At 70.2% G+C, this 24,227-nt stretch carries 26 protein-coding genes; 6 read left to right on the top strand and 20 right to left on the bottom strand.

The annotated features are described in order from the left end of the window. Positions 1–88: 88 nt before the first annotated feature. Entirely contained in the window at positions 89–796 is a 708-nt protein-coding gene (locus tag OG504_RS40795) for a transglycosylase family protein (protein WP_405994274.1), read from the bottom strand. Positions 797–1,300: 504 nt separating this feature from the next. Here OG504_RS40795 and OG504_RS40790 point away from each other — a divergent pair. Both OG504_RS40790 and OG504_RS40785 read left to right on the top strand, forming a co-directional pair. Next, on the top strand, positions 1,301–2,089 hold the full coding sequence (locus tag OG504_RS40790) for a hypothetical protein (protein WP_405994273.1): 789 nt from the start codon (positions 1,301–1,303) through the stop codon (positions 2,087–2,089). Positions 2,090–2,126: 37 nt separating this feature from the next. Then, positions 2,127–2,546, top strand: coding sequence for a hypothetical protein (locus OG504_RS40785; RefSeq protein ID WP_405994272.1), 420 nt, complete (start codon positions 2,127–2,129; stop codon positions 2,544–2,546). Positions 2,547–2,647: 101 nt separating this feature from the next. On the opposite strand, the gene der is transcribed toward OG504_RS40785, so the two are convergent. From der to OG504_RS40755, 6 genes are all read right to left on the bottom strand, one after another. After that, positions 2,648–4,123 carry a ribosome biogenesis GTPase Der gene (gene der / locus OG504_RS40780; RefSeq protein WP_033286322.1) on the bottom strand — a complete coding sequence of 492 codons (1,476 nt, stop codon included), beginning with the start codon at positions 4,121–4,123 and terminating at the stop codon, positions 2,648–2,650. Positions 4,124–4,198: 75 nt separating this feature from the next. After that, a complete protein-coding gene (locus OG504_RS40775; protein WP_405996566.1) occupies positions 4,199–4,786 on the bottom strand; it encodes a lysophospholipid acyltransferase family protein in 588 nt (195 codons plus the stop codon). Between the two features lie 53 nt (positions 4,787–4,839). Beyond that, entirely contained in the window at positions 4,840–5,535 is a 696-nt protein-coding gene (gene cmk / locus OG504_RS40770) for a (d)CMP kinase (RefSeq protein ID WP_390165021.1), read from the bottom strand. A 364-nt stretch (positions 5,536–5,899) separates the two neighbouring features. After that, positions 5,900–6,994 (bottom strand): prephenate dehydrogenase, encoded by a 1,095-nt coding sequence (locus OG504_RS40765; RefSeq protein ID WP_318015439.1) that lies wholly within the window; start codon positions 6,992–6,994, stop codon positions 5,900–5,902. Next, positions 6,991–7,359: a chorismate mutase gene (gene aroH, locus OG504_RS40760; protein ID WP_405994271.1), complete on the bottom strand. Its 369-nt coding sequence runs from the start codon at positions 7,357–7,359 to the stop codon at positions 6,991–6,993. Before aroH ends, OG504_RS40765 begins: the two co-directional genes overlap by 4 nt. A gap of 97 nt (positions 7,360–7,456) precedes the next feature. Then, positions 7,457–7,891: a YidB family protein gene (locus OG504_RS40755; RefSeq protein WP_405994270.1), complete on the bottom strand. Its 435-nt coding sequence runs from the start codon at positions 7,889–7,891 to the stop codon at positions 7,457–7,459. A 177-nt stretch (positions 7,892–8,068) separates the two neighbouring features. On the opposite strand from OG504_RS40755, the gene OG504_RS40750 reads away from it, so the two are divergent. The 4 genes from OG504_RS40750 to OG504_RS40735 are packed head-to-tail and all read left to right on the top strand — an operon-like array spanning position 8,069 to position 10,535. Then, on the top strand, positions 8,069–8,746 hold the full coding sequence (locus OG504_RS40750; protein ID WP_405994269.1) for a hypothetical protein: 678 nt from the start codon (positions 8,069–8,071) through the stop codon (positions 8,744–8,746). A gap of 27 nt (positions 8,747–8,773) precedes the next feature. Beyond that, complete coding sequence (locus OG504_RS40745) at positions 8,774–9,358, top strand: DUF6529 family protein (protein WP_405994268.1); 585 nt, start codon at positions 8,774–8,776, stop codon at positions 9,356–9,358. A 49-nt stretch (positions 9,359–9,407) separates the two neighbouring features. After that, entirely contained in the window at positions 9,408–9,821 is a 414-nt protein-coding gene (locus OG504_RS40740) for a Rieske (2Fe-2S) protein (RefSeq protein ID WP_327405121.1), read from the top strand. 21 nt (positions 9,822–9,842) lie between these two features. Continuing rightward, entirely contained in the window at positions 9,843–10,535 is a 693-nt protein-coding gene (locus tag OG504_RS40735) for a DNA polymerase beta superfamily protein (protein WP_405994267.1), read from the top strand. Here OG504_RS40735 and OG504_RS40730 read toward each other — a convergent pair. The 13 genes from OG504_RS40730 to OG504_RS40670 all read right to left on the bottom strand — a co-directional run bounded on the left by OG504_RS40730 (position 10,524) and on the right by OG504_RS40670 (position 24,150). Further along, a complete protein-coding gene (locus tag OG504_RS40730) occupies positions 10,524–10,934 on the bottom strand; it encodes a type II toxin-antitoxin system VapC family toxin (protein WP_405994266.1) in 411 nt (136 codons plus the stop codon). The genes OG504_RS40735 and OG504_RS40730 overlap by 12 nt on opposite strands. Beyond that, positions 10,931–11,254, bottom strand: a complete 324-nt coding sequence (locus OG504_RS40725; RefSeq protein ID WP_405994265.1) for a type II toxin-antitoxin system Phd/YefM family antitoxin — start codon at positions 11,252–11,254, stop codon at positions 10,931–10,933. Before OG504_RS40725 ends, OG504_RS40730 begins: the two co-directional genes overlap by 4 nt. A gap of 62 nt (positions 11,255–11,316) precedes the next feature. Further along, positions 11,317–12,339, bottom strand: a complete 1,023-nt coding sequence (locus OG504_RS40720) for an ADP-ribosylglycohydrolase family protein (protein ID WP_405994264.1) — start codon at positions 12,337–12,339, stop codon at positions 11,317–11,319. Further along, positions 12,336–13,064: an NUDIX hydrolase gene (locus OG504_RS40715; RefSeq protein ID WP_405994263.1), complete on the bottom strand. Its 729-nt coding sequence runs from the start codon at positions 13,062–13,064 to the stop codon at positions 12,336–12,338. Before OG504_RS40715 ends, OG504_RS40720 begins: the two co-directional genes overlap by 4 nt. Before the next feature lie 155 nt (positions 13,065–13,219). Beyond that, positions 13,220–14,404: a pseudouridine synthase gene (locus OG504_RS40710; protein ID WP_405994262.1), complete on the bottom strand. Its 1,185-nt coding sequence runs from the start codon at positions 14,402–14,404 to the stop codon at positions 13,220–13,222. Beyond that, on the bottom strand, positions 14,404–15,060 hold the full coding sequence (scpB, locus tag OG504_RS40705; protein ID WP_033286240.1) for an SMC-Scp complex subunit ScpB: 657 nt from the start codon (positions 15,058–15,060) through the stop codon (positions 14,404–14,406). Before scpB ends, OG504_RS40710 begins: the two co-directional genes overlap by 1 nt. Next, positions 15,057–16,082, bottom strand: coding sequence for a segregation and condensation protein A (locus tag OG504_RS40700; RefSeq protein WP_405994261.1), 1,026 nt, complete (start codon positions 16,080–16,082; stop codon positions 15,057–15,059). The genes scpB and OG504_RS40700 overlap by 4 nt, the downstream gene beginning before the upstream one ends. An 18-nt stretch (positions 16,083–16,100) precedes the next feature. Then, complete coding sequence (locus OG504_RS40695) at positions 16,101–16,649, bottom strand: hypothetical protein (protein ID WP_078652812.1); 549 nt, start codon at positions 16,647–16,649, stop codon at positions 16,101–16,103. Further along, positions 16,634–17,770 (bottom strand): ParA family protein, encoded by a 1,137-nt coding sequence (locus OG504_RS40690; RefSeq protein WP_405994260.1) that lies wholly within the window; start codon positions 17,768–17,770, stop codon positions 16,634–16,636. The genes OG504_RS40695 and OG504_RS40690 overlap by 16 nt, the downstream gene beginning before the upstream one ends. Before the next feature lie 402 nt (positions 17,771–18,172). Next, positions 18,173–19,288: an alanine dehydrogenase gene (ald, locus tag OG504_RS40685; RefSeq protein ID WP_033286319.1), complete on the bottom strand. Its 1,116-nt coding sequence runs from the start codon at positions 19,286–19,288 to the stop codon at positions 18,173–18,175. Positions 19,289–19,430: 142 nt separating this feature from the next. Continuing rightward, positions 19,431–21,518, bottom strand: coding sequence for a tetratricopeptide repeat protein (locus tag OG504_RS40680; RefSeq protein ID WP_405994259.1), 2,088 nt, complete (start codon positions 21,516–21,518; stop codon positions 19,431–19,433). A gap of 215 nt (positions 21,519–21,733) precedes the next feature. After that, complete coding sequence (locus OG504_RS40675; RefSeq protein ID WP_405994258.1) at positions 21,734–22,360, bottom strand: NUDIX domain-containing protein; 627 nt, start codon at positions 22,358–22,360, stop codon at positions 21,734–21,736. Between the two features lie 122 nt (positions 22,361–22,482). Continuing rightward, positions 22,483–24,150, bottom strand: coding sequence for a CTP synthase (locus OG504_RS40670; protein ID WP_366436263.1), 1,668 nt, complete (start codon positions 24,148–24,150; stop codon positions 22,483–22,485). Positions 24,151–24,227: the final 77 nt, after the last annotated feature.

The raw sequence follows: 24,227 nt of genomic DNA, 5'->3' as shown, positions 1-24,227 counted from the left end.
GGTCGGAGGACCGGACGGGGGCGGCGTGCGAGCGGTTCGGCCCAGAGGTCGTTCATCTCAAAGACCGTCCGCCCAGAGGCCGTTCGGCTCAGAGGTCGAGCTGCTGGCCGGGGACGATCAGATCGGGGTCGGCGCCGATGACGGACTTGTTGGCGGCGTAGACCTTCCGCCAAGTGGTCCCGTGCTGGGCGGCGATGGCGCTGAGCGTGTCGCCCTCGCGGACGGTGTAGTCGCCGCGGGACGTGCCGCGCGAGGCGTTGTTCGTCCCGCGGGCCGGCGTGTTCGCGGGCTTCGACGGGGTCGCCTTCTTGGTCGACTTCTTCGTCGTCGACTCGGACGTCGACTTCTTCGTCTTCGTCGTCGACTTCTCGCTCACCGTGCCGGAGGAGGCCGCGGGTGCGCTGCCGCTCGCTCCGGCCTTCGCCGAGCAGACCGGCCAGGCGCCCCAGCCCTGGGCCCGCTGGACCTTGCCGGCGACGGCGATCTGCGCGGACTTGGAGGCCTGGTCCGCAGTGGCCGCGTAGGCCGAACCGCCGTAGGCGCGCCAGGTTCCGGCGGAGAACTGGAGTCCTCCGTAGTAGCCGTTGCCGGTGTTGATGTGCCAGTTGCCGCCGCTCTCGCACCGGGCGATGCGGTCCCACACCCCGCTGTCGGCCGCCGCGGCGTTGCCGCTTGCGGCCAGCAGTCCGAGGGGGGCGAGCAGGGCCGCCCCGGCGAGGACCGCCGTCGTACGCACTTGACCCTTGCGGTGGGTCTCAGGAGCGTTCTCGCGAGTGGTATCGGCACATTCGGACATGTAGTTCCCTCTCCAACAACCCGGGGTCCCCCAAGGCGGTTCGCGGCTCCCGCGCATCGACGCGGTCCTCGCGCTCCTCCCCGTCCGCCGGAAGTGGTGCTGCTTGCTGGCTTGTTCGGCCGGCGGACGTGTCCCGAGCGGTGCTCGTTGCACACGGCGGAGGAATGTACGGAGGTGGACGAGCCGATGTCGACCAACTCCCCGTCGCCGCAGGCCAGTTCACTGTTACCGTGGGTATCGTCACTTTTCGGCCACCCACTACATTCGCTGATTTCACGATTTTTCGACCAGTTGCCGACACGTGCTGTGACTCGGTTCACGCGACCAACTCCCTTGACCTTTCACAGAGTTGACGTGGAGTGTCCGATTCCGTACCGACCGTGACCGTCCGCTTCGGTTGGTTCGATTCGGTTCGCTCTGGAGCGTGACTCCCGCCACAGATCCTCCGTTGTCTCCTTCATGAGCCCGGGACCCACCGGGCACCGCATTCCGAGGGAGCCACCCGTGCCGCGCATGCTCGACGTCAGCGACGACGTACGCGCCGAGATCGGCGACGAAGAAGCCGACCGGCTGCTCGCCGGAGACAACGCCCCGGGCAGTTACGACTGCACGTCGTGCCGCACCCAGGGCGACTCCGATCAGGAGCGCACCAGCACCGTCCTGTTCATCGGCGACGAGACCGCCGTCCTCGCCTTCGCCCACGCCACCTGCCTGCCCTCCCAGATCGTCCAGGTCACCGAGGAGCAGTTGCAGGGCGCCGTCCGCTCCATCAGCGGCAACACGCACGCCCCGGCCGGCGCACCGGAGAAGGCCGTACCCGAGCAGGCCGTCCTCGGGGTGACCAGCGGACTCGTCCTGATCTCAGGGGAGTTGCACCCCGCCCTGGTGGTCGAGCCGACCGCGCCCATCGTGCGGCCCGGCTCGACCGACACCGGGGACGACTTCCTGCCGCTGCTGATCGAGCAGGGCTTCATGCCGCTCAGCGAGATCACCACCGTGCCGCCCGTGCTGCACGGCTGGTCGGTGCTGCTCGCGGCGGGCCAGCTGCACGCGGTGCTGCAGCCGAGCAGCAACGGCGGTTCCCCGGTGGCCTGGTGGCAGGCGCACCAACCGCTCCAGGTCACCGACAGCTGGCGAGCCGCCGCCAACAAGCACCAGCAGGTGCTGATGTTCGCGGCACCGGTCGGCTCGATCGGCCGCCAGCCCCGCGAGGACCTGCTCCGCAGCGCGCTCGACAAGGCCGCGGCGAACGGCCAGTTGGTCGGCTCCGCGCTGCCGCTCGCGGGCACCTGAGCCGCATCCCTTCAGGTCACGCGTCGTTTGGACATACGTGCACGCATATGACGTTCCCCGCAGCCGGCCCTACCAGTCGATCCCGTCCTCGCGATCGGACCGGGACAGCCCCGGCGGTCCATCGGCCACGCCGATCTACGACCGGCTCTACTCGGAGTGGGTCAAGACCTTCCGCTCGCTGCCGGGTGACCGCAGCGGCGAGGAGGAGCTGGGCTTCACCGCCTTCGGGCACAGCCCGCACAGCACGGGCTCGTTCAGCGGCGGTTCGTTCGGCGGGGGTTCCATCGGCGGGGGCTCGTACAGCGCGTACAGCGCGGGGGCCTACAGCGCCCGGCAGCAGTCGCAGTGGCAGCGCGTCGGGCAGCTCGGTCACTCCGGGCAGCAGCAACAGCACGGCCACACCGGGATGCACCACATCCCGGCGGCCCTGCCGCCCGGCCCGCGCCGAGGCATCTGACCCGGCACGGCACGCACACGAAGAGGGCGGCCCCTGTATCGACAGGGGCCGCCCTCTTCGTCGTAGAACAACCGGCCGTGAGAACAGCCGTACGGCTGCGGCTACTTCTTCTTGCCGCGCTTCTCGCGGACCCGGACCGAGATGTGGATCGGGGTGCCCTCGAAGGCGAACTCCTCGCGGAGGCGGCGCTCGATGAAACGGCGGTAGCCGGCCTCGATGAAGCCGGAGGCGAAGAGCACGAAGCGCGGGGGCTTGGTGCCGGCCTGGGTGCCGAAGAGGATGCGGGGCTGCTTGCCGCCGCGGACCGGGTGCGGGTGGGCGGCGACCAACTCGCCGAGGAACGCGTTCAGTCGGCCCGTCGGGACCCGCGTCTCCCAGCCGGCCAGCGCGGTCTCGATGCCCGGGACCAGCTTCTCCATGTGGCGGCCGGTGCGCGCCGAGACGTTCACCCGGGGCGCCCACGAGACCTGGGCGAGCTCGGTCTCGATCTCGCGCTCCAGGTAGTAGCGGCGCTCCTCGTCGAGGGTGTCCCACTTGTTGAAGGCGAGGACGATCGCGCGGCCCGCCTCGACGGCCATGGTGACGATGCGCTGGTCCTGCACCGAGATGGACTCGGAGGCGTCGATCAGGATGACCGCGACCTCCGCCTTCTCGACGGCGGCGGCGGTGCGCAGCGAGGCGTAGTAGTCGGCGCCCTGCTGGAGGTGGACGCGCTTGCGGATGCCCGCCGTGTCGACGAACTTCCAGGTGATACCGCCGAGTTCGATCAGTTCGTCGACCGGGTCGCGCGTCGTACCCGCGATCTCGTTGACGACGACGCGCTCCTCGCCGGCCACCCGGTTCAGCAGCGAGGACTTGCCGACGTTCGGCCGCCCGATCAGCGCGATCCGGCGAGGCCCGCCCACGGCGGTGCCGAAGGTCTGCTCGGGCGCCTCCGGCAGGGCCTCCAGGACGGCGTCCAGCATGTCGCCGGTACCGCGCCCGTGCAGCGCGGAGACGGGGTGCGGCTCACCGAGCCCCAGGGACCACAGATACGAAGCGTCGGACTCGCCGCTCAGGCCGTCGACCTTGTTGGCCGCCAGCACGACGGGCTTCCCGGCCTTGCGCAGCAGTCGTACGACCGCCTCGTCGGTGTCGGTGGCGCCGACCTTGGCGTCGACGACGAAGACGACCGCGTCGGCGGCCTCGATCGCGTACTCGGCCTGCGCGGCCACGGAGGCGTCGATCCCGAGGACGTCCTGCTCCCAGCCACCGGTGTCGACGACCTTGAACCTGCGCCCGGCCCATTCGGCCTCGTACGTCACACGGTCACGCGTGACACCGGGCTTGTCCTCTACGACGGCCTCGCGGCGGCCGATGATGCGGTTGACGAGAGTCGACTTGCCGACGTTCGGCCGGCCGACGACGGCGAGGACGGGCAGCGGCCCGTGTCCCGCCTCGCCGATGGCGCCCTCGACGTCCTCGATGTCGAAGCCCTCTACGGCGGCGAGCTCCATGAACTCCGCGTACTCGGCGTCGCCGAGAGCCCCGTGCTCGTGCTCCTCGCCGGAGCCGTCGGGCTGGATCTGGTCGTTCATGAAGATCGGTACCTCGTTCATCGTGGTGATCGGTGGAACCCCCGGATTTCGGGTGATCCACTACTCAAGTGTCTCTTAGCGCCCGGTGAGGCGCCTGGCATCGTCCAGGTGGGCGGCCAGCTGCTTCTGGATGCGCTCGGTGGCCTCGTCCAGTGCCTTGCGCGTACGGCGGCCGGAGCCGTCGCCCGCGTCGAACGGGTCGCCGAAGACGACGTCGACGCGGGAGCGCAGCGGGGGCAGCGCCTTTATCAGTCGTCCGCTCTTCTCTGCGCTGCCCAGCACGGCCACCGGCACGATCGGGGCGCCGCCGCGGACCGCGAAGTAGGCGAGCCCGGCGCGCAGCGCGGCGAAGTCGCCCTCACCGCGGCTGCCCTCGGGGAAGATCCCGAGGACTCCGCCGCCCTTCAGGACGTCGAGCGCGCGGGTGACGGCGGTACGGTCGGCGGTCGACCGGTCCACCTCCAGCTGCCCGACGGCGCGCATGAAGGGCCCGAGCGGCCCCACGAACGCCTCTTTCTTGACCAGGAAGTGCGAAGCGCGGGGCGCCACACCGATGACCATCGGGCCGTCGATGTTGTGCGAGTGGTTGACGGCGAGGATCACCGGGCCGGTGGCGGGAACCTTCCAGGAACCCAGCACACGCGGCTTCCACAGCCCGTACATCAGGCCGACGCCGATGCGCCGCCCGATCTCGGCCCCGCGCTCCGTAGGTGCAGTCACTTCGCTGCCCGCTTCTCCCCGACGAGGGTGACGACGCACTCGATGACCTGCTGGAGCGTGAGGTCGGAGGTGTCCACCTCGACCGCGTCGTCCGCCTTCGCGAGCGGCGAGGTCTTGCGCGAGGAGTCGGCCGCGTCCCGCTTCAGCAGCGCCTCGCGCGTGGCCTGTACGTCGGCGCCCTTCAGCTCACCACTCCGCCGGGCGGCGCGCGCCTCGGGGGATGCGGTGAGGAAGATCTTCAGATCGGCGTCGGGCAGCACGGTCGTACCGATGTCCCGCCCTTCGACGACGATCCCCCGCTCCGCGCCGGCGGCCAACGACCGCTGCAACTCGGTGATCTTCGCCCGCACCTCGGGCACGGCACTGACCGCGCTGACCTTGGAGGTGACCTCCTGGGTCCGGATCGGCCCGGCCACGTCCACGCCGTCGACGCTGATCGTCGGGTTCGCCGGGTCCGTCCCGGAGATGATCTCCGCCTTGTCGGCAACGGCGGCGATGGCGGTGGGGTCGGTGAGATCGATCCCGTTGTTCACCATCCACCAGGTGATCGCCCGGTACTGCGCCCCGGTGTCCAGGTAGCTCAGCCCGAGCTGCGCGGCCACGGCCTTCGACGTGCTCGACTTGCCCGTGCCGGAGGGGCCGTCGATGGCGACAATCACTGCCGGAGCGGTCCGGGCGGCGCCGTTTTCCACGGGAGGACACCTTCCTGGTGCGGGGTGGTGAGCGGGGCGGGGTCGCGAGTGCGCCCCGCACAAGGTTACTGGGTGCGCGTCACTCGTCCGGCCGCCCCTTGTCGACACTGGTCCGGCGAGATCGGGCTGGGGGGTCGGAGGGTTGCTGATTGACACGGGGTGGGGTTCTTCGGGCTGCCTGGAGCCTGGGCGGTTGGACGGTTGCTGCTGGACGCGGGCCGCGCACACCCAGCCCGCCCGGCACCCTCTCGACGCAGGCCCGCATTGTTCAGCCCGTCCGGCGTTTGAGGAGGAGGCCCCTTCAGGGCCGATGGGGGTCTGGGGGCGGAGCCCCCAGAAGACGCCCGCCCCCACACCCCCGCACCTACTGCCGGATCGCCCAGCCCCGTTCCCGCAACGCCGCAGTCAACACCGGCGCGGCCTTCGGCTCGACCCACAACTGCACAAGCCCCGCCTGTTGCCCGGTCGCGTGCTCGATCCGTACGTCCTCGATGTTGACCCCCGCCATCCCCGCATCCGCGAAGATCCGAGCCAACTGCCCCGGCTGGTCGTCGATCAGCACAGCCACAACCTCGTAGACCCGCGGAGCGGACCCGTGCTTGCCGGGCACCCGGACCTGCCCCGCGTTCCCGCGCCGCAGCACGTCCTCGATCCCGCCCGCACCCTCCCGCCGCTTACCGTCATCGGCGGACTGCAGCGCGCGCAAGGCCCGAACCGTCTCCTCCAGATCCCCGGCGACATCGGTGAGCAGATCGGCGACGGGCCCCGGGTTCGCGGAGAGGATGTCGATCCACATCCGGGGATCTGACGCGGCGATCCGGGTCACGTCCCGAATCCCCTGCCCACACAGCCGTACGGCAGCCTCCTCCGCGTTCTCCAGCCGCGCGGCGACCATGCTGGACACCAGATGAGGCATATGGGAGACGAGCGCGACGGCCCGGTCATGGGCATCGGCATCCATGACGACCGGCACCGCACGGCAGTGCGACACCAGCTCCAACGCGAGGTTCAACACCTCGGTGTCGGTGTCACGCGTAGGCGTCAACACCCACGGGCGGCCCTCGAAAAGATCGCCGGTCGCCGCCAGCGGACCCGACTTCTCGCGCCCGGACATGGGATGCGAACCGATGTACCTGGACATCACCGCCGGGTCGAGCCCCAGCGACTCCAACTCCCGCCGCGGACCACCCTTCACGCTGGCCACGTCGAGGTAACCCCGGGCCACCCCCCGCCGCATCGCGTCGGCCAGTACCCCGGCCACCAACGCGGGCGGCGCGGCGACGATCGCGAGGTCGACGGGCCCGTCCGGCGCCTCGTCGGTACCGGCACCGAGCGCGGCCGCCGTACGGGCCTGCTCGGGGTCGTGGTCGGCGAGGTGGACCACGACCCCGCGTGAGGCAAGGGCGAGCGCGGCGGACGTACCGATGAGCCCGGTACCGATGACGAGGGCGGTCCTCACTGCGCGATGTCCTTGCGCAGGGCGGCCGCCGCGCCGAGGTACACGTGCGCGATGTCGGCACGGGGCCGGTCGGACTCGATGTGCGCGAGGATGCGGACCACGCGGGGCATCGCACCCTCGATGTCGAGTTCCTGCGCGCAGATCAGCGGCACGTCGGCGAACCCGCTTCCGAGCTTGCGGGCGGCGGCCGCCGGGAAGTCGCTGTGCAGATCGGGCGTGGCCGTGAACCAGACGCTGATCAGATCGTCGGCGGTGAGGCCGTTCCGCTCCAGGACGGCGGTGAGCAGCGCTCCGACCTGCTCGTCCATGTGCCCGGCGTCGTCCCTTTCCAGTTGGACGGCGCCCCGGACCGCTCGTACCGCCACGACTTGACTCCTCGCTGATGTACAACCCGGCTCTTTGTACAACCAGCCTAGTCAGCCCCTCCCGTACCAGTGCTCGGCGCCCGCCCACCGAGACGGGTCACAGGGACTGCTGCCGGACCAGTTCCTCCAGCGAGGCGGCCTGCGGCACCTGCCCCTCCGGGGTGAGCTTGTCGACGGCCTGGGGCAGCGTCCGCGCGAGGTCGCTCGCGGCCTGCTGCGGGGTGACACCGGCCTGCTCGGCGACCTTCTGCAACGTCTCGTCGGGCAGCGCCTGCTGGATCTGCTCGCCGGTGACGGACTGGTTCTGCCCGGTGCCGACCCAGGAGTCCTTCTGCTCGGCGAGCCCGGACTTGGTGAGCATCTCCAGAAGCCCGCCCAGCGGATTGCCTCCGCTACTGGCACCGCCCTGACTCCCGCCGAGAGCGGAGAGCAGCGCACCCAGGATGTTGCCGCTACCGGAGCCGCCCTGACCCCCTCCGCCCACTCCCCCCAGAAGACCACCGAGAAGGCTGCCGAGATCGTTGCCCGCCATGGCTCGCACCTTTCGAGAGCGGCCGGCCGCTGGTCGGGGCCCGGCCTCGAACCCTGCCAATGTCACCCGAACCGTCCCGTTCCGCTACTTGGGGTGAGATCATCCCGGTATGCCTCTTTACCCACGGCCCCGAGTCCGCTCTCATGGGCTGGAAGCACGCCTCGGGGGAGGGCCACAGTGAAGCGTCCTGGACCATTGCTCACACTTCTGGCGGGCCTGGTGCTGGGCCTGTTCATGCTGACGCTCAACGCGACGTCGGGAACGAAGACCGCGTCGTCCTCGTACAGCGAGGCATCGCCGTCCGCGTCACCGAAATCGCCGGCGAAGACGTCACCGACACCATCCGTCACACCCAGCCCAACGCCGTCGAAGCCATCCGTGCCGCCCGTCGCGAACGCCAACTACGCCGGCCGCACCGACGACGACGCCGCCTCGGTCGCCGTCTCCGTCCGTGACGGCAAGGCGGTCGCCTACTTCTGCGACGGCCGCTACAAGGAGGCCTGGCTCAGGGGCCGCGTCAACAACAACGGCAGCATGAAACTCACCGCCCCGAACGGCGCCGTACTCGACGGCAGGATCGAGCAGGGCAAGAAGATCACCGGCACCGTCAAGGACGAGGGCCGCCCGTACACGTTCACCGCCGACAAGGCCGTCAAGCCGTCCGGGCTGTGGCGCGCGACCGCCAAGGTGCGCGGTGCCAAGATCGACGGCGGCTGGATCGTGCTGCCGAACGGCCGCCAGACCGGCATCGTCACCCGCGACGGCAAGGCCGCCTCCGCACCCCGCATCGACCCGGAGACCGGCGCGGTCACGGTCGACGGCCAACAGCTCACGGCACGACCCGTCACCCCCTGACCCACCATCCGCCTCAGGGAGCCGATCATGACCGCCGACCCGAACGCCGCCACCCAGTCCTACCCCCCGCGACCGCCCGCCCGCCCCCACGACAGCCCCGCCCGCTACCTGGTCCCGGCCCTGGTCGCCGCCGCCGTAGCGGTCGGCCTCGGTGTCTACGGCAAGGTCCACGACCCGGCGGGCACCGCCTTCAACCTCGCCGGCTTCAGCAGCACGGGCGCGGTGAAGTCCTGGCTCGCGACGACCGCGTTCTTCTTCGCCCTCGTCCAGGTCGTCTCGGCCTTCATGGTCTACGGCAGGCTGCCGGGCCCGAGTTGGTCGGCGACGCTGCACCGCTGGTCGGGGCGGATCGCGTTCCTGGTGGCGGTGCCGGTCGCGGTGCACTGCCTCTACGCGTTCGGCTACCAGACGTACTCGACACGCGTGATGTGGCATTCCCTCCTGGGGTGCGCGTTCTTCGGCGCCTTCAGTGCCAAGATGCTGCTGCTCCGCTCGGAGCGGCTGCCCGGCTGGCTGCTGCCGGTCGTCGGCGGACTGGTCTTCACCGCCCTCACGCTGATCTGGCTGACATCCGCGCTCTGGTTCTTCCGCACGGTCGGAGTGACGACATGACCACGGTCGTAGCGACCAAGCGACCACACACCTCCCTCGGAGTGACTACATGACCGACAGCTCGACGCGCCGCACGGTCCTCGCGACGGGTGCGGCCGCCGCGCTCACCGCGGGCTGCAGCAAGTACGGCGACAGCAACGACTCCTCGGGCTCGTCGTCCGTGAAGGCCACCGGCGGCCAGGAGCTGGCGAAGACCTCCGACATCCCCGTCGGCGGCGGCAAGATCTTCAAGGACCAGAAGATCGTGGTGACGCAGCCGAAGAAGGACGAGTTCAAGGCCTTCTCGGCGATCTGCACCCACCAGGGCTGCACGGTCGGCACCGTAGCGAACGGCACCATCGACTGCCCGTGCCACGGCAGCAAGTACCGCATCGCGGACGGTTCCGTGGAGGCAGGACCGGCGCCGAAGCCGCTGCCCGCCGAGCAGATCAAGGTGGAGGGAAATTCGATCCGCCTGGCGTGAGTTGCCACGTACGCTCCGGGAATGCCGTTCGAGAACCTGGTCCGTGACCACACGATCTACGCCTGCGTGATGGGTTCACGCGCCTTCGGCCTGGCGACGGACGGCAGCGACACGGATCGCCGGGGCGTGTTCGTGGCCCCCACTCCCCTCTTCTGGCGCTTCGAGAAACCGCCGACGCACATCGAGGGCCCGGCGGAGGAACAGTTCAGCTGGGAGCTGGAGCGCTTCTGCGAACTGGCCCTGCGTGCCAACCCGAACATCCTGGAGTGCCTCCACTCCCCCCTCGTCGAGCACATCGACGACACGGGCCGCGAACTCCTCGCCCTGCGCGGCGCGTTCCTCTCCCGCCAGGTCCACGAGACGTTCACGCGCTACGCGTTGGGCCAGCGGAAGAAGCTGGAGGTCGACATCCGCACGCACGGCGCCCCGCGCTGGAAGCACGCGATGCACCTCCTCCGCCTCCTCACCAGCGCCCGCGACCTGCTCCGCACGGGCACCCTGAAGATCGACGTCGGAGACCAACGCGCCCCGCTCCTCGCGGTGAAGCGCGGCGAAGTCCCCTGGCCGGAGGTCGAGTCCTGGATGACCCGCCTGGCAACGGAGACGGACGAGGCGGCGACCCACACCCCGCTCCCGGCTGAGCCGGACCGACGCCGGGTGGAGGACTTCCTGATCGGGGTCCGCCGCGCGTCCGCCGACGCCCTAGCGGGGTGACGCCACCGGCAACCCCGCCTCGGCAGCGGCCTCACCCTGACGCTTGTCGTACGTCACGAACCAGCTGACCCCATGACCGAGCTTGAGGGCCGCCACAGTGTGGATCGCGTCGAGGCTGCGCAACGAGGTGTTCGGCGCCAAGTCCCCGGCCTCCGCCATCAGTTCGGGCGTGAGGCGAACGCGGGCGACGGAGTTCAGCAGCGCCTCGGCCGCTGAGCGCTCGACCTCGTCCGCACCGAGCCGATGTAGCAGCCGCCGCACCTCGGTCTGCGCCAGGTCGCAGGTGACGACACGGCGCATTCCGCCGTGCTGTCCGATCCACTGCTCCAGCGCCGTCGTCTCCGCCTCGGCCCGCAGCAGCTTGGCGATCGCCGACGCATCGAGGTAGAGCAGCGTCACCGCGTCTCCTCCTCGCGCTGAGCGAGCAGTTCCGCGGTGGGACCACGCCCCTCCGCGTCCCGCCTGACCGCGCGCAGCCGCTCCAGCGCGTCCGTGGCCTCGACGCCGTGTCCCTCGTCCATGACCGAGGCGTCGAGCAGGCCGATGGCGATCGCGGCACGGATGTCCCGCTCGGCCGGCTCCAGCGGAGAAAGTATGGCGACCGGCACCCCGTCCCGCGTGACCTCGATCGACTCGCCCGCCGCCACAGCGTCCAACAGAGCCGCAGTGTGCCGGGAGAGCTCCCGGACCGGCACACGCCTGCGCTTCGTCTTACTCATGCCTGCCACGATACGCCCACCGTCTGACACCTTCCACCGGCGTCAGACACGGCACCGATGCGTCAGGCATCCCAAAGTGCCCCCAGCCCCAACAACTCCTCCCGGTACTCGATCCGCCCCGCCCACTCCTCGGGCCAGGCATCCGCCCCGAGATGCGCCCCCGCGAACGCCCCCGCGAGACAAGCGATCGAGTCCGAGTCACCGGACGTACAGGCCGCTCGCCGCAACGCGGTCACCGGCTCCTCGACGAAGAGCAGGAAGCACAACAGCCCGGTGGCCAGCGCCTCTTCGGCGATCCAGCCCGCGCCGGTGGCCAGGCACGGGTCGGTCTCCGGGGAGACGGCGCGTAAGGCTTCGTCGAGCCGGCCGAGTATCTCCAGGCACTCGTCCCAGCCGCGCGCGATGAAGTGCTCGGGCGTGGGGTCCTGGCTGCGCGTCCACAGGTCACCCAGCCAACGGTGGTTGTACCGGGTGCGGTTCTCGACGGCGTACGACCGCAGCAGCCCGACCAGCCCGGTCGGTTCCGCACCCTGCGCGAGCAGCCGTACGGCATGCGCGGTGAGGTCGGACGCGGCGAGGGCGGTCGGGTGGCCGTGGGTCAGCGCGGACTGCAACTGGGCGGCACCGGACCGCTGGTCGTCGTCCAGCCCGGGGATCAGCCCGACCGGCGCGACGCGCATGTTGGCGCCGCAGCCCTTCGAGCCGATCTGGCTGGCGTCCTGCCACACCCGCCCCTCGCCCTTCAGCAGGTTGCAGGCGACGAGGCAAGTCCGGCCCGGGGCACGGTTGTTGTCCGGCGACTGGTACCAGTCCACGAACTCCTCACGCACCGGCCGTTCCATGCGCTTGGGCCCAAGCAGCCCCCGTTCCATGGCAGTTCGCAGCCCCCGCCCCAAGGCCAGCGTCATCTGCGTGTCGTCGGTGACGAAGGCAGGCTTCGGCAACTCCATCTCCCGCCAAGGACCGCACTTGGCAAGGATGCCGGGCACGTCGTTGAACTCGGTCGGGAAGCCCAGCGCGTCCCCGAGCGCGAGGCCGATCAACGCCCCGGTGGCAGCACCTTTGTTGACGGTGGTCGAGGTCATGCGAGACGTCCTTCCCGGGTCGGCCGGAGCAGCGGTGGATACAGGGCGGTGGCGGTCCCGGCGCGGTACAGCGCCGCCGGTTTGCCGCGACCGCCGGTCAACTTGGCCCCGCCCAGCACCGGTTCGACGAAACCCGGCGTCGCGAGCACCTTGCGGCGGAAGTTCGGGCGGTCCAACTCCGCGCCCCACACGGTCTCGTAGACCTGTTGCAGCTCCCCGAGCGTGAACTCCGGCGAGCAGAAGGCGGTGGCGAGGGAGCTGTACTCCAGCTTGGCGCCCACCCGTTCGTGCGCGTCGGCCAGGATCCGGTCGTGGTCGAAGGCGAGCGGCCCGATCGCGTCGTACGGCAGCCAGCGGGCCTGCGCCGCGTCGCTGCCCGCGTGCGGCTCGGGCGGGTCGGGCAGCAGCGCGGCGAAGGCGACGGTGACGACCCGCATCCGGGGGTCGCGGTCGGGCTCGCTGTAGGTGCGCAGCTGCTCCAGGTGCAGCCCGGAGACGTCCGACAGGCCGGTCTCCTCGGCGAGTTCACGCCGGGCGGCCGTCTCCGCGGACTCGTCCGGCGCCACGAAGCCACCCGGCAACGCCCAGTGCCCGGCGTACGGCTCCTGCCCGCGCTCGACGAGCAGCACGTGCAGGGCGCCGGCGCGGATCGTGAGGACGGCGAGGTCGGCGGTGACGGCGAAAGGTTCGAAGGCGTACTTGTCGTAGCCCGGTGTTGTGGTCATGAGCAACCACCCCCCCTTAATGGTCAGTTCGACCATAAAGAGTGACCGCGGTCCGGCACAACCCCCAGCGCCCGAGGAAAACGACGAAAACGAAACGGCCGGCCCCGGAGAAACCCGGAACCGGCCGTCACAAGCGAGCCCTAAGCAGGCAGGATCTACAGATCGACTTCCTGCATCAGCATGCCGACCTCGGTGTTCGACAGCCGTCGCAGCCAGCCCGACTTCTGGTCGCCCAGGGTGATCGGGCCGAAGGAGACCCGCACGAGCTTGTCGACCGGGAAGCCGGCCTCCGCGAGCATGCGCCGCACGATGTGCTTGCGGCCCTCGTGGAGGGTCACCTCGACCAGGTAGTTCTTGCCGGTCTGCTCGACGACACGGAAGTGGTCCGCACGCGCGTACCCGTCCTCCAGCTGGATGCCGTCCTTGAGCTGCTTGCCCAGGTCGCGCGGGATCGGGCCCACGATGTGCGCGAGGTAGGTCTTCTTCACGCCGTACTTGGGGTGGGTCAGCCGGTGCGCCAGCTCGCCGTGGTTGGTGAGCAGAATCACACCCTCGGTCTCGGTGTCGAGCCGCCCGACGTGGAAAAGACGCGTCTCACGGTTCGTGACGTAGTCGCCGAGGCACTGCCGGCCCTCGGGGTCCTCCATCGTCGCGACGACACCGGCGGGCTTGTTCAGCGAGAAGAACTGGTACGACTGCGTCGCCACCGTCAGCCCGTCGACCTTGATCTCGTCGTGCTCCGGGTCGACCCGCAGACCCTGCTCGACCACGATCTCGCCGTTGACCTCGACCCTGGACTGCTCGATCAGCTCCTCGCAGGAGCGCCGGGAGCCGTAGCCCGCGCGCGCGAGGACCTTCTGCAGCCGCTCGCCCTCCTGCTCGGCGCCCGGGAAGGTCTTGGGCGGCTTGATGTCCTTCTTGCCCGCGTACCGCTCCCGGTTGCGCTCCTCGGCCCGCGCGTCGTACTCCCGCGAGGTCGCCGGCGCCCAGCGCCCGCGTCCGGTGTCCTGGCTCTGCTTGGGGCCGCCCTTGGCACCACCGCGCGCGGAGGCACCCCGCCCTGACTTGGGACCTTCATGGGATCCCGTGGGGCCTACGTCGTAGCGCCGCTCCTCGGGACGCGGCTTCCCGGCGCGCTTCGGCTTGTCGTCGCGGCCTCCCGCGCCCCTCGGCTGGGAGCCGCCCCCACCGGCACCCCGGGAGTTGCCCGCGCCGGAGCCACGGCCGCCGCCGCCCCCACCGGAACCCCGGGGACTGCCGCCCCCGCCGGTCCCGCGGGGGTTGCCGCGCCCGCCGCTCCTACCGCCGCCGCCACTGCTGCCACTGCCACTGCTTCGCATCAAAGTTCCGTCGTCGTCGTTTCGTCTGCATCTGCATCCGGTGCATCCGGATCGAACGACGGGACCCCTTCCAGCGTCTCCGCCTCGATCGCCTCAGCCTCAGGGAGGAAGGGCGCGAGCTCCGGGAGCTCGTCCAGGCCGCGCAGGCCCATCCGCTCCAGAAAGTAGTTCGTCGTCACGTACAGGATCGCACCTGTTTCGGGTTCCGTGCCCGCCTCCTCGACCAGACCCCGCTGCAGGAGGGTGCGCATCACACCGTCGCAGTTGACTCCGCGGACCATCGAGACCCTGCTGCGGCTGACCGGCTGGCGGTACGCGACGACCGCCAGGGTCTCCAGCGCCGCCTGGGTGAGCCGGGCCTGCTGCCCGTCCAGGACGAAGCCCTCGACGGCCGGCGCGTACTCCGGCCGGGAGTAGAAACGCCAGCCCCCGGCGATCAGCCGCAGCTCGAAACCGCGCCCCTGGACGGTGTACTCGTCGGCCAGCTCACGCAACGCGTCCGCGATCCGCCGTTTGGGCCGCTGGAGTATTTTCGCGAGGTGTTCCACGGTCGCGGGCTCGTCCACGACCATCAGGACGGCCTCCAGGGCGGGCTTGAGGTCGAGCTCCGCGACGCCGGACGGGCTCGCCGGTACGCCCGTGGTCTCCTCGCTCACGCCGACTCCTCCTTGGTCTCCTTGGGCGGCTCGGGCGGCCGGTCGAACTCGTCCGTCACCACCGGCTCGCCTTCCCCCTCCCCACCGGTCCAGCGCACGATCAGATCCCCGAGCGCGGTCTCCTGGTCCAGCGCGACGGCCTTCTCCCGGTACAGCTCCAGAAGGGCCAGGAACCTCGCTACGACGGTCAGGGTGTCGTCGGTGTCGTCCACGAGCACGCTGAAGCTGGCCTCGCCGAGCTCCCGCAGCCGCGCGACCACGATCCCGGCCTGCTCCTGCACGCTGACGAGCGGCGCGTGGATGTGATCGACGTACACCTGCGGCTTGGGCCGGGGCTGCATCGCCTTCACGGCCAGCTTGGCGAAGCCCTCGGGCCCGATCCGGATGACGACCTCGGGCAGCAGCTCGGCGTGGTGCGGTTCGAGCCCGACGGTCCGGGGATAGCGCCGGGCCTCGTCGTCGAGCCGCCGGTTGAAGATGTCGGCGATCTGTTTGTACGCCCGGTATTGCAACAACCGCGCGAACAGCAGATCCCGCGCCTCCAGCAACGCGAGATCGGCCTCGTCCTCGACCTCTGCGGAGGGCAGCAACCGCGCCGCCTTCAGATCCAGCAGGGTCGCCGCGACGACGAGGAACTCGGTCGTCTGATCCAGGTCCCAGTCGGGCCCCATCGCCCTGATGTGCACCATGAACTCATCGGTGACCTTGGACAGCGCCACCTCGGTCACATCGAGCTTGTGCTTCGAGATCAGCTGGAGGAGCAGATCGAACGGCCCCTCGAAGTTCACGAGCCGAACCTTGAAGACCCCGTCATCGGCCTCTTCGGCCGCTTCGGGTTCCGCAACAGCCGCCACAGGCTCTTCTACGACGGCCTCAGGCACCCGCTCCGCTACGACGACCTCGGGTTCCGGCTCCGCCACGGCGACCTGCGCCTCGGGCTCAGGCGCCGCACCCGGCCCCTTGCCCAGGGCACGCCGACGGCCGGCGGGGGCGCCGGATGCGGGAGCGTCGTTCGAGGTCATGGCCCCCGCAGGCTACCGCTACCGCCCGCGAAGCCGACGTACGAGAATGCTCGCGTCCCCGCGGGACTCCAGATCGGCCAGGACGACGGCGACCGCCTCGCGCACGATCCGACCGCGGTCGACCGCAAGGCCGTGCTCGCCGCGGAGCATCAGACGCGCGTGCTCCAGGTCGATGAGTTCCTCGGCGGAGACGTACACGGTGATCTTCTCGTCGTGCCGCTCCCGCCCGCTGGGCCGACGGTTGGCCTGCGCCCGCTGACGCTGCTTCCGAGGCTGGGCAGAACCTTCCTGCGCCTCCTGACGTCGTCCTGAGCCGTCCGCGGACCGGCTGCGGGACTCACCGCCGTCCGAGTCCGCCGCGACGTGCTCGGCACCCTCTCCGTCACCGCCCTGGGCGGGTACGGACTGCGGGGCGTCCTCCCCGGCGGTGGGATCGCTCTCCCCCGCCGGAGCCGGCACCCGGGCCTCGCCGTTGGCCCGGCTCCTGGGGGTGGACGACTGAAGCGCCATCCCCCCTGTCGTACGGAACAGTTCGTCGGCCCCCGGCAGACTCACTCGGCGTGACACCGGGCGAGCACCTCCCTGGCGAGCTGGCGATAGGCGGCGGCACCGACGGAGTTGGAGGCGTACGTGGTGATCGGCTCACCGGCGACCGTGGTCTCCGGGAAGCGCACCGTGCGCCCGATGACCGTGTGGTAGACGTGATCGTCGAACGCCTCGACCACGCGCGCGAGCACCTCACGACTGTGCACGGTGCGGGAGTCGTACATCGTGGCGAGGATCCCGTCGAGCTCCAACTCGGGGTTGAGGCGCTCCTGGACCTTCTCGATGGTCTCCGTCAGCAACGCGACTCCGCGCAGCGCGAAGAACTCGCACTCCAGCGGCACGATCACCTTGTGAGCCGCCGTCAGGGCGTTCACGGTGAGCAGGCCGAGGGAGGGCTGACAGTCGATCACGATGTAGTCGTAGTCGGCCATCAGCGGCTTCAACGCCCGCTGCAGGGTGGACTCGCGCGCGACCTCGCTCACCAACTGCACTTCGGCGGCCGACAAGTCGATGTTGCTGGGCAGCAAGTCCATGTTCGGGACAGCTGTCTTGAGGAGTACCTCGTCGGCCGACATGCCCCGCTCCATGAGCAGGTTGTAGACGGTGAGGTCCAACTCCATCGGGTTGACGCCCAGTCCGACCGACAGCGCGCCCTGCGGGTCGAAGTCGACGAGCAGTACGCGTCGGCCGTACTCCGCGAGCGCGGCACCCAGGTTGATGGTCGACGTGGTCTTGCCGACGCCGCCCTTCTGGTTGCACATCGCGATGATCGTCGCGGGGCCGTGACTGGTCAGCGGACCCGGGATCGGGAAGTAGGGCAGCGGGCGTCCGGTCGGGCCCACGCGCTCACGGCGCTGGCGGGCAGCGTCGGGCGCGAGTGTGGCCGCGTACTCGGGATCGGGCTCGTACTCGGCGTCGGGGTCGTAGAAGTGCCCGTCGGGCAGTTCGTCGTAGTCGGCGAATTGGTTGCGGGGCGCGCCCCTTCCGTCGCCGGCCATGGCGTTCACGTGATGGCCATCCATGCTCTGGTGTGCTGGCTGAGTCACCCCTGGCTTGTGGTGACCCTGGTGGGCTGCGAAGGTACGCACCGCGACGGAGCCGACAGCCTCGAACCCCGCGGGCTCCTGGCCCTTTGCAGGCATTCCTGGTTGACCACCCCCGGGAGAAAATGTCGACTCATTCACAAGTCGTCTTACCTCCTTGGTGACCAGGGAATTTCTCGATAGGTCAGCGTGGCACCATGCCGACGTTCGGCGACTCTATGGCGTGTCGGGTGTCCGCAGCAACACAATCCGCCGGACCCGGCCCGATGTGTCGGCAATGAAACATCCCTCTGTCAAGGGCGTACGGCAGTCGCACGGCAGGTTCCACCGGTGCACGAATCGGTTCAAGGGTTACGTTCGGGGCGAGTTGACCGAGTGCCGCAAAGTGACCATACACACACTTCCGGCCGGACCTGTCGAGCAAGGTCCGGCCGGGCGTGCGGTGTTGACGACCTGTGTTGACGTATCGCCTTTTGCCGAACGGTGACTTAGTCGACAGAGTCAGCCGAGCAGCGATTCCAGCTCGACGTGCTCCAGTCCGTGCGCCTCGGCGACCTCGCGGTAAATCACCTTGCCGTCATGGGTGTTGAGACCCTTGGCGAGAGCAGGATCACGTCGCAGCGCGTCGGCCCAGCCGCGGTTCGCGAGCTCCACGATGTACGGGAGCGTCGCGTTGGTGAGCGCGTAGGTCGACGTGTTGGGCACCGCGCCGGGCATGTTGGCGACGCAGTAGAAGACCGAGTTGTGGACCGGGAAGGTCGGCTCGGCGTGGGTCGTCGGGCGCGAGTCCTCGAAGCAGCCGCCCTGATCGATCGCGATGTCGACAAGAACACTTCCGGGCTTCATCCGCGACACGAGTTCGTTGGTGACCAACTTCGGTGCCTTCGCGCCCGGGATGAGCACCGCGCCGATGACGAGGTCGGCGTCCAGGACGGCCTTCTCCAGCTCGAAGGCGTTGGACATGATCGCCCGGACCTTGGTGCCGAAGACCTTGTCGGCCTCGCGGAGCTTGTTGATGTCGCGGTCGAGCAGCGTGACGTGGAAGCCCATGCCGACGGCGATCTGCGTGGCGTTCCAGCCGGAGACCCCGCCGCCGATGACGACGGCGCGCGCGGGCTGCGTGCCGGGGACACCGCCGGGAAGGACACCGCGGCCGCCGACCGAGCGCATCAGGTGGTAGGCGCCGACCTGTGGGGCCAGCCGGCCCGCGACCTCGGACATCGGGGCGAGCAACGGCAGGGCGCGGCCCGGCAGTTCGACGGTCTCGTAGGCGATCGCCGTGGTGCCGGACTCGACGAGCGCGTCGGTGCACTCCTTCGAGGCGGCCAGGTGCAAGTACGTGAAGAGCGTCTGGTCCTTGCGGAGGCGGTGGTACTCCTCGGCGATGGGCTCCTTGACCTTGAGCAGCAGGTCGGTGGTGGCCCAGACCTCGTCGGCCGTGGCCAGGATCTGCGCGCCGGCCGAGACGTACTCGTCGTCCGTGATCGAGGAGCCGACGCCGGCGTTCTGCTCGATGAAGACCTGGTGGCCGTGGCGCACCAGCTCGTGCACGCCGGCGGGGGTGATGGCCACCCGGAACTCGTTGTTCTTGACCTCGCGGGGGATGCCGACCTTCACGTCGATCACGGTCCTTGGCTCAGAGGGTGTGGGGCAATACATCTCATACCCGGACATGCATGAGCGCACCGGGAGACCGCAGGAGAAGGTGCGGCAGAGCCAGTCTAATGAAGGTGTTCTCCGTGTCTAGCCTTTCAATGCATCAATCTTCTGCGGATGTACTACGGATTTCGCAGGCGTTAGCGTCTTGTTCCAGAGGTTCGGAGGTGGATTCCGGGGTTTCGGGGGCGGAATCGCCCTCCAGAAGCTCCTCGCCCAGCATCCGCTCGGCCGTCCCCCGGTGCAGCGCGGCGGACGCCGGATCGCCGAGCCGGTCGAGGGTGTCGGCCAGCCGCAGCTGGAGCGCCGCCTGCAGCCGTACGTCCTCCGCGCGGCGCGCCCACTCGACGGCCTCGTGGCAGGTGGCGAGCGACTCCTCGGGGCGGCCCGCGTACTCCTGGACCCGCGCCAGCTCGCTCAACGCCCTTGCCTGGGCGGCCACATCGCCGTTCTTGCGATGTCCGGCGACGGCGGCCCGCCAGTTCCTGAGCGCCTCGCCGTAGCGGCCCGCATACGTGTGCGCGGCGCCGATCCGGCCGTAGAGCCGGGCGGCGTCCACGCGCTCGTCCCGGGCCTGCCGCTGGGCCAGCGCGCGGCCGAACCAGTCGGCGGCCCGGTCGTGGTCGCCGAGCTCCTGGTGCGCGCCGCCTACGGATTCCATCGCGCGGCCGGTCGCATACGGGTCGTTCGCCTCGCGTCCGGCGTCCAGCGCGGCCCGGTAGCGCGCCAGCGCCTCGGTCGTACGGCCGGTCTGCGCGTCCAGATCGGCGAGGTTGAGCAGCGCGGCGGCCTTCTCGCGGGGCAGGTTCCGCCGCTCGGCCACGTCGAGGACGAGGCGGTGGATGCCGTAGAGCTCGGGGGCGGCGGCCTGGGTGCCGAAGTGGGCGACCATCGCCCGCACCAGCTGGGACATCAACCGGCGGGCCAGCGTGTCGAGTTCGCCGTCGGCGACCGCGAGGCGGGCGGAGGCGAGCAGGGCGGGCTGGCGGACGCTCAGCCAGTCGGCGGCGGCGCGGGGGGTCGGGAAGCGCAGAGCGCGGGGCGTGCCGAGGAGTTTCTCGCGGGCCTGGGGGCTGTCGGTCTCGGTGATGGCACGGCAGGACTGGAGCAGCCGTACGGTGCGCTCCAGCATGCGGGCGCGGGCCAGCTGGAGTTCCGCCGGGCGGTCGTGGGTCTCGGCGAGGGCGTGCAGGAGCGGCTGGAGGCAGCCGGGGACCTCGTACTGCGGCAGCGGCGAGTCCAGGGCCCGCAGCAGGCCGGCAGAGACGAAGTCGTCCATGGTGGTGCGGGCGCCGTTGACGGAGCAGCCGGCGAGCGCGGAGGCGGTCTGCGGGTCGACCAGGCCGGCCGGGGCGAGGGAGAGCAGTCGCAGTATCCGGGCGGCGGGGCTGGGCAGCGAGCCGTAGACGAGCCGGAAGACGCGGCTCAGGGGGGTGCCCTCGTCGCTCTCGGCGTGCAGGTGCTTGGCGAGGTCGGCGACGGCGGCCTGCGGGCGGGCGGCGAGCCAGCCGCCGGCCAGGGTCAGCGCGGCGGGCTGGGCGCGGCACACCTCGACGAGGCCCTCGGCGGCGACCGGGTCGACGGTGATCCGGACCGCGCCGGTGTAGCGGGTGAGGAGTTCCAGTGCGGACTTGGTGTCGAGGCCGCCCAGGGTGCAGGGGCGGACGTCGGCGATGCCGGTGAGCGGGCCGCCGGAGACGGCGACGACCAGGCAGTCCGGGGAGTCCGGCAGCAGCGCGTCGACCTGCTCGGCATCGGCCGCGTCGTCGAGCAGGAGCAGCGCCCGGCGGTCGGTGAGGGCCTCGCGCAGGACGTCCGAGAGGTCGTCCTCGGAGGCGCCGGCCGGGGTCGGCAGCTCCAGGGCGGTGAGGAGTTCGCGGGCGGTGCGCTCGGTGGGGACGGGGGTGCCGTCGGGCTCGCTCAGCCGCGCCCGGAACACACCGGCGTCGTAACGGTCAGCGACCTGTCGGACGAGTTCCTCCGCAAGGGCGCTGCGGCCGGAGCCGGGCTTGCCCGCGATGAGGAGGACCCGCGCGCGAGGGGCCTTGCGGCCCGCGATGGTGTCCAGGCCCGCGCGCTCGATGTCGGCGCGGAGCTCCTTCAACTCTCTTGCGCGGCCCAGGAATTGGCCCTCGGGAGAAGTGTCCTCGGACAGCCTCACGCCGCCGGTGTCCACCGCCTGATCCGTCACGGGCCACACTCCCGTCCCACTGCACGCGCATAGCCCGCCGGGACTCCGGATCGGGTGATTCCAGAGCCTAGTTCACGCTCTGCGACCAACCGTGCGGAGCGCGGCGGGCACGTCCCCCGATCGGATCAGCCGATCGTCACACCGGAGGACGCCGAAAGAGGCGGAAAGGATGAGAGGTGGGTGAGGGGTGGGCGGGGTGTGGGTGAGGGGTGGGTTCAGGACTCGAAGGGACGCGCGGGCCACGGCGCCTCGGCGGGGCGCAGCGCGGCGAGGCCGTCGCCGTGCCGGGCGGCGACCAGGGCGAGGACGCCGACGGCCAGGCAGTTGTTGTGCAGCTCGCCGGCGAGGACCCCGCGGACCAGGTCGTCGACGGGCACACGCGCGTGCTCCATGTCGGCCTCCTCGTCCTCGACCTCGAAGCGCTGTCCCTCGGCCTCGGAGAGATCGCGGGCCAGGAAGATGCGGATGGCCTCGTCGCAGCCGCCGGGCGTGGTGTAGACGTCGGTCAGCACCCGCCAGTCCTCGGCCTTGACGTGCGCCTCCTCGTACAACTCGCGCTGGGCGGCGTGCAGCGGGTTCTCACCGGGGATGTCGAGCAGTCCGGCCGGGATCTCCCACAGCTTCTGCCGTACGGGGTGGCGGTACTGCTTGATGACCAGGACCCGGTCTTCCTCGTCCAGGGCGAGGATCGCCACGGAGCCGGGGTGGACCTGGTAGTCGCGGTGCACGACCGTGCCGTCGGGCATGACCACGTCGTCGGTGCGCACGGAGGTCTTGTTGCCCACGAAGGGGGTCACGGTCGCCCTGATCTCCCACTCCTCCGGGGTGTCCTTGATCGTCATGCGCTGTCCCTCCACACGTACCCGAACCACACGTACAGGAATGTCACGGACCGGCCGTCCACATACGGCCGGGGTGCACACCTCTTGAAGGCGCGCACCCCGGTCACCGTACAACCCTCGTACTACTTGCCCGTCTTGCGTGCCACGGCCGCCTTGACCAGGCCCGCGAAGAGCGGGTGCGGCCGGGTCGGGCGGGAGCGCAGCTCGGGGTGGGCCTGGGTCGCGACGAGGTAAGGGTGGGCCTCGCGCGGGTACTCCACGTACTCCACGAGCTTGCCGTCCGGGGACGTGCCGGAGAACTGCAGGCCGGCCTTCTTCTCCAGTTCGGCGCGGTAGGCGTTGTTGACCTCGTAGCGGTGGCGGTGGCGCTCCTCGACGTACTCCTTGCCGTCGTAGACCTCGCGCACGATGGAGCCCTCGGCGAGCTTGGCCGGGTACATGCCCAGGCGCATGGTGCCGCCCATGTCGCCCTCGCCGGCGACGATGTCGAGCTGCTCGGCCATGGTGGAGATGACCGGGTGGCCGGTGGCCGCGTCGAACTCGGTGGAGTTGGCGTCCGCGATGCCGGCCAGGTTGCGCGCGGCCTCGATCACGATGCACTGGAGGCCCAGGCACAGGCCGAGCAGCGGGATCTTGTGCTCGCGGGCGTACTGGATGGCGCCGACCTTGCCGGACACACCGCGGTCGCCGAAGCCGCCGGGGATGCAGATCGCGTCCACGTCGGCGAGTTGCTTGGCGGCGCCCGCCGGGGTCTTGCAGTCGTCCGAGGTGACCCACTTGATCTTCACGCGGGCCTTGTTGGCGAACCCGCCGGCGCGCAGCGCCTCGGTGACCGAGAGGTAGGCGTCGGGCAGGTCGATGTACTTGCCGACCAGCGCGAGGTTGATCTCGTGCAGTGGGTTGTGGACGCGGTCGAGCAGGTCGTCCCAGGTCCGCCAGTCCACATCACGGAACGGCAGGTCCAGCTTGCGGACGACATAGGCGTCCAGGCCCTCGCTGTGCACGGTCTTCGGGATGTCGTAGATCGAGCGGGCGTCGGGGCAGGCCACCACGGCGGCCTCGTCGACGTCGCACATCAGCGAGATCTTGCGCTTGATCGCGGTCGGCACCTCGCGGTCGGAGCGCAGCACGATGGCGTCGGGCTGGATGCCGATGTTGCGCAGGGCCGCGACCGAGTGCTGGGTCGGCTTGGTCTTCAGCTCGCCCGAGGGGCCGATGTACGGCAGGAGCGAGATGTGGACGACGAACACGTTGTCGCGGCCGACCTCGTGGCGGACCTGGCGGACCGTCTCCAGGAAGGGCAGCGACTCGATGTCGCCGACCGTGCCGCCGACCTCGGTGATGACGACGTCGACCTCGTCGGTCGCCATGCGCCGGATGCGGTGCTTGATCTCGTTGGTGATGTGCGGGATGACCTGCACGGTGTCGCCCAGGTACTCGCCGCGCCGCTCCTTGGCGATCACCGTCGAGTAGACCTGGCCGGTGGTGACGTTGGCGCTGCCGTCCAGGTCGCGGTCGAGGAAGCGCTCGTAGTGGCCGATGTCGAGGTCGGTCTCCGCGCCGTCGTTGGTGACGAACACCTCACCGTGCTGGAAGGGGTTCATCGTGCCGGGGTCGACGTTCAGGTACGGGTCGAGCTTCTGCATCACGACGCGCAGGCCCCGCGCCTTGAGGAGCATGCCGAGGCTGGAGGCGGTGAGGCCCTTGCCGAGTGAGGAGGCGACACCCCCGGTGACGAAGATGTGCTTGGTCGTCGTGGTGTTGCTGTTTCGGAAAGCAGCGGGCGGCATGGCCAAGAGGGGGCTCCCGTGGTCGCGGTCTGGGGTGCGGTGCGGCTGCCCGCCCGGTGAACCCGGGTTTTTCCGGA

It is taken from the genome of Streptomyces sp. NBC_00986, assembly GCF_045162565.1.
In the GTDB taxonomy this organism is placed as follows: domain Bacteria; phylum Actinomycetota; class Actinomycetes; order Streptomycetales; family Streptomycetaceae; genus Streptomyces.
The sequence above is the reverse complement of the archived record's forward strand: the minus strand, read 5'-3'. Positions and strand labels throughout refer to the sequence as shown.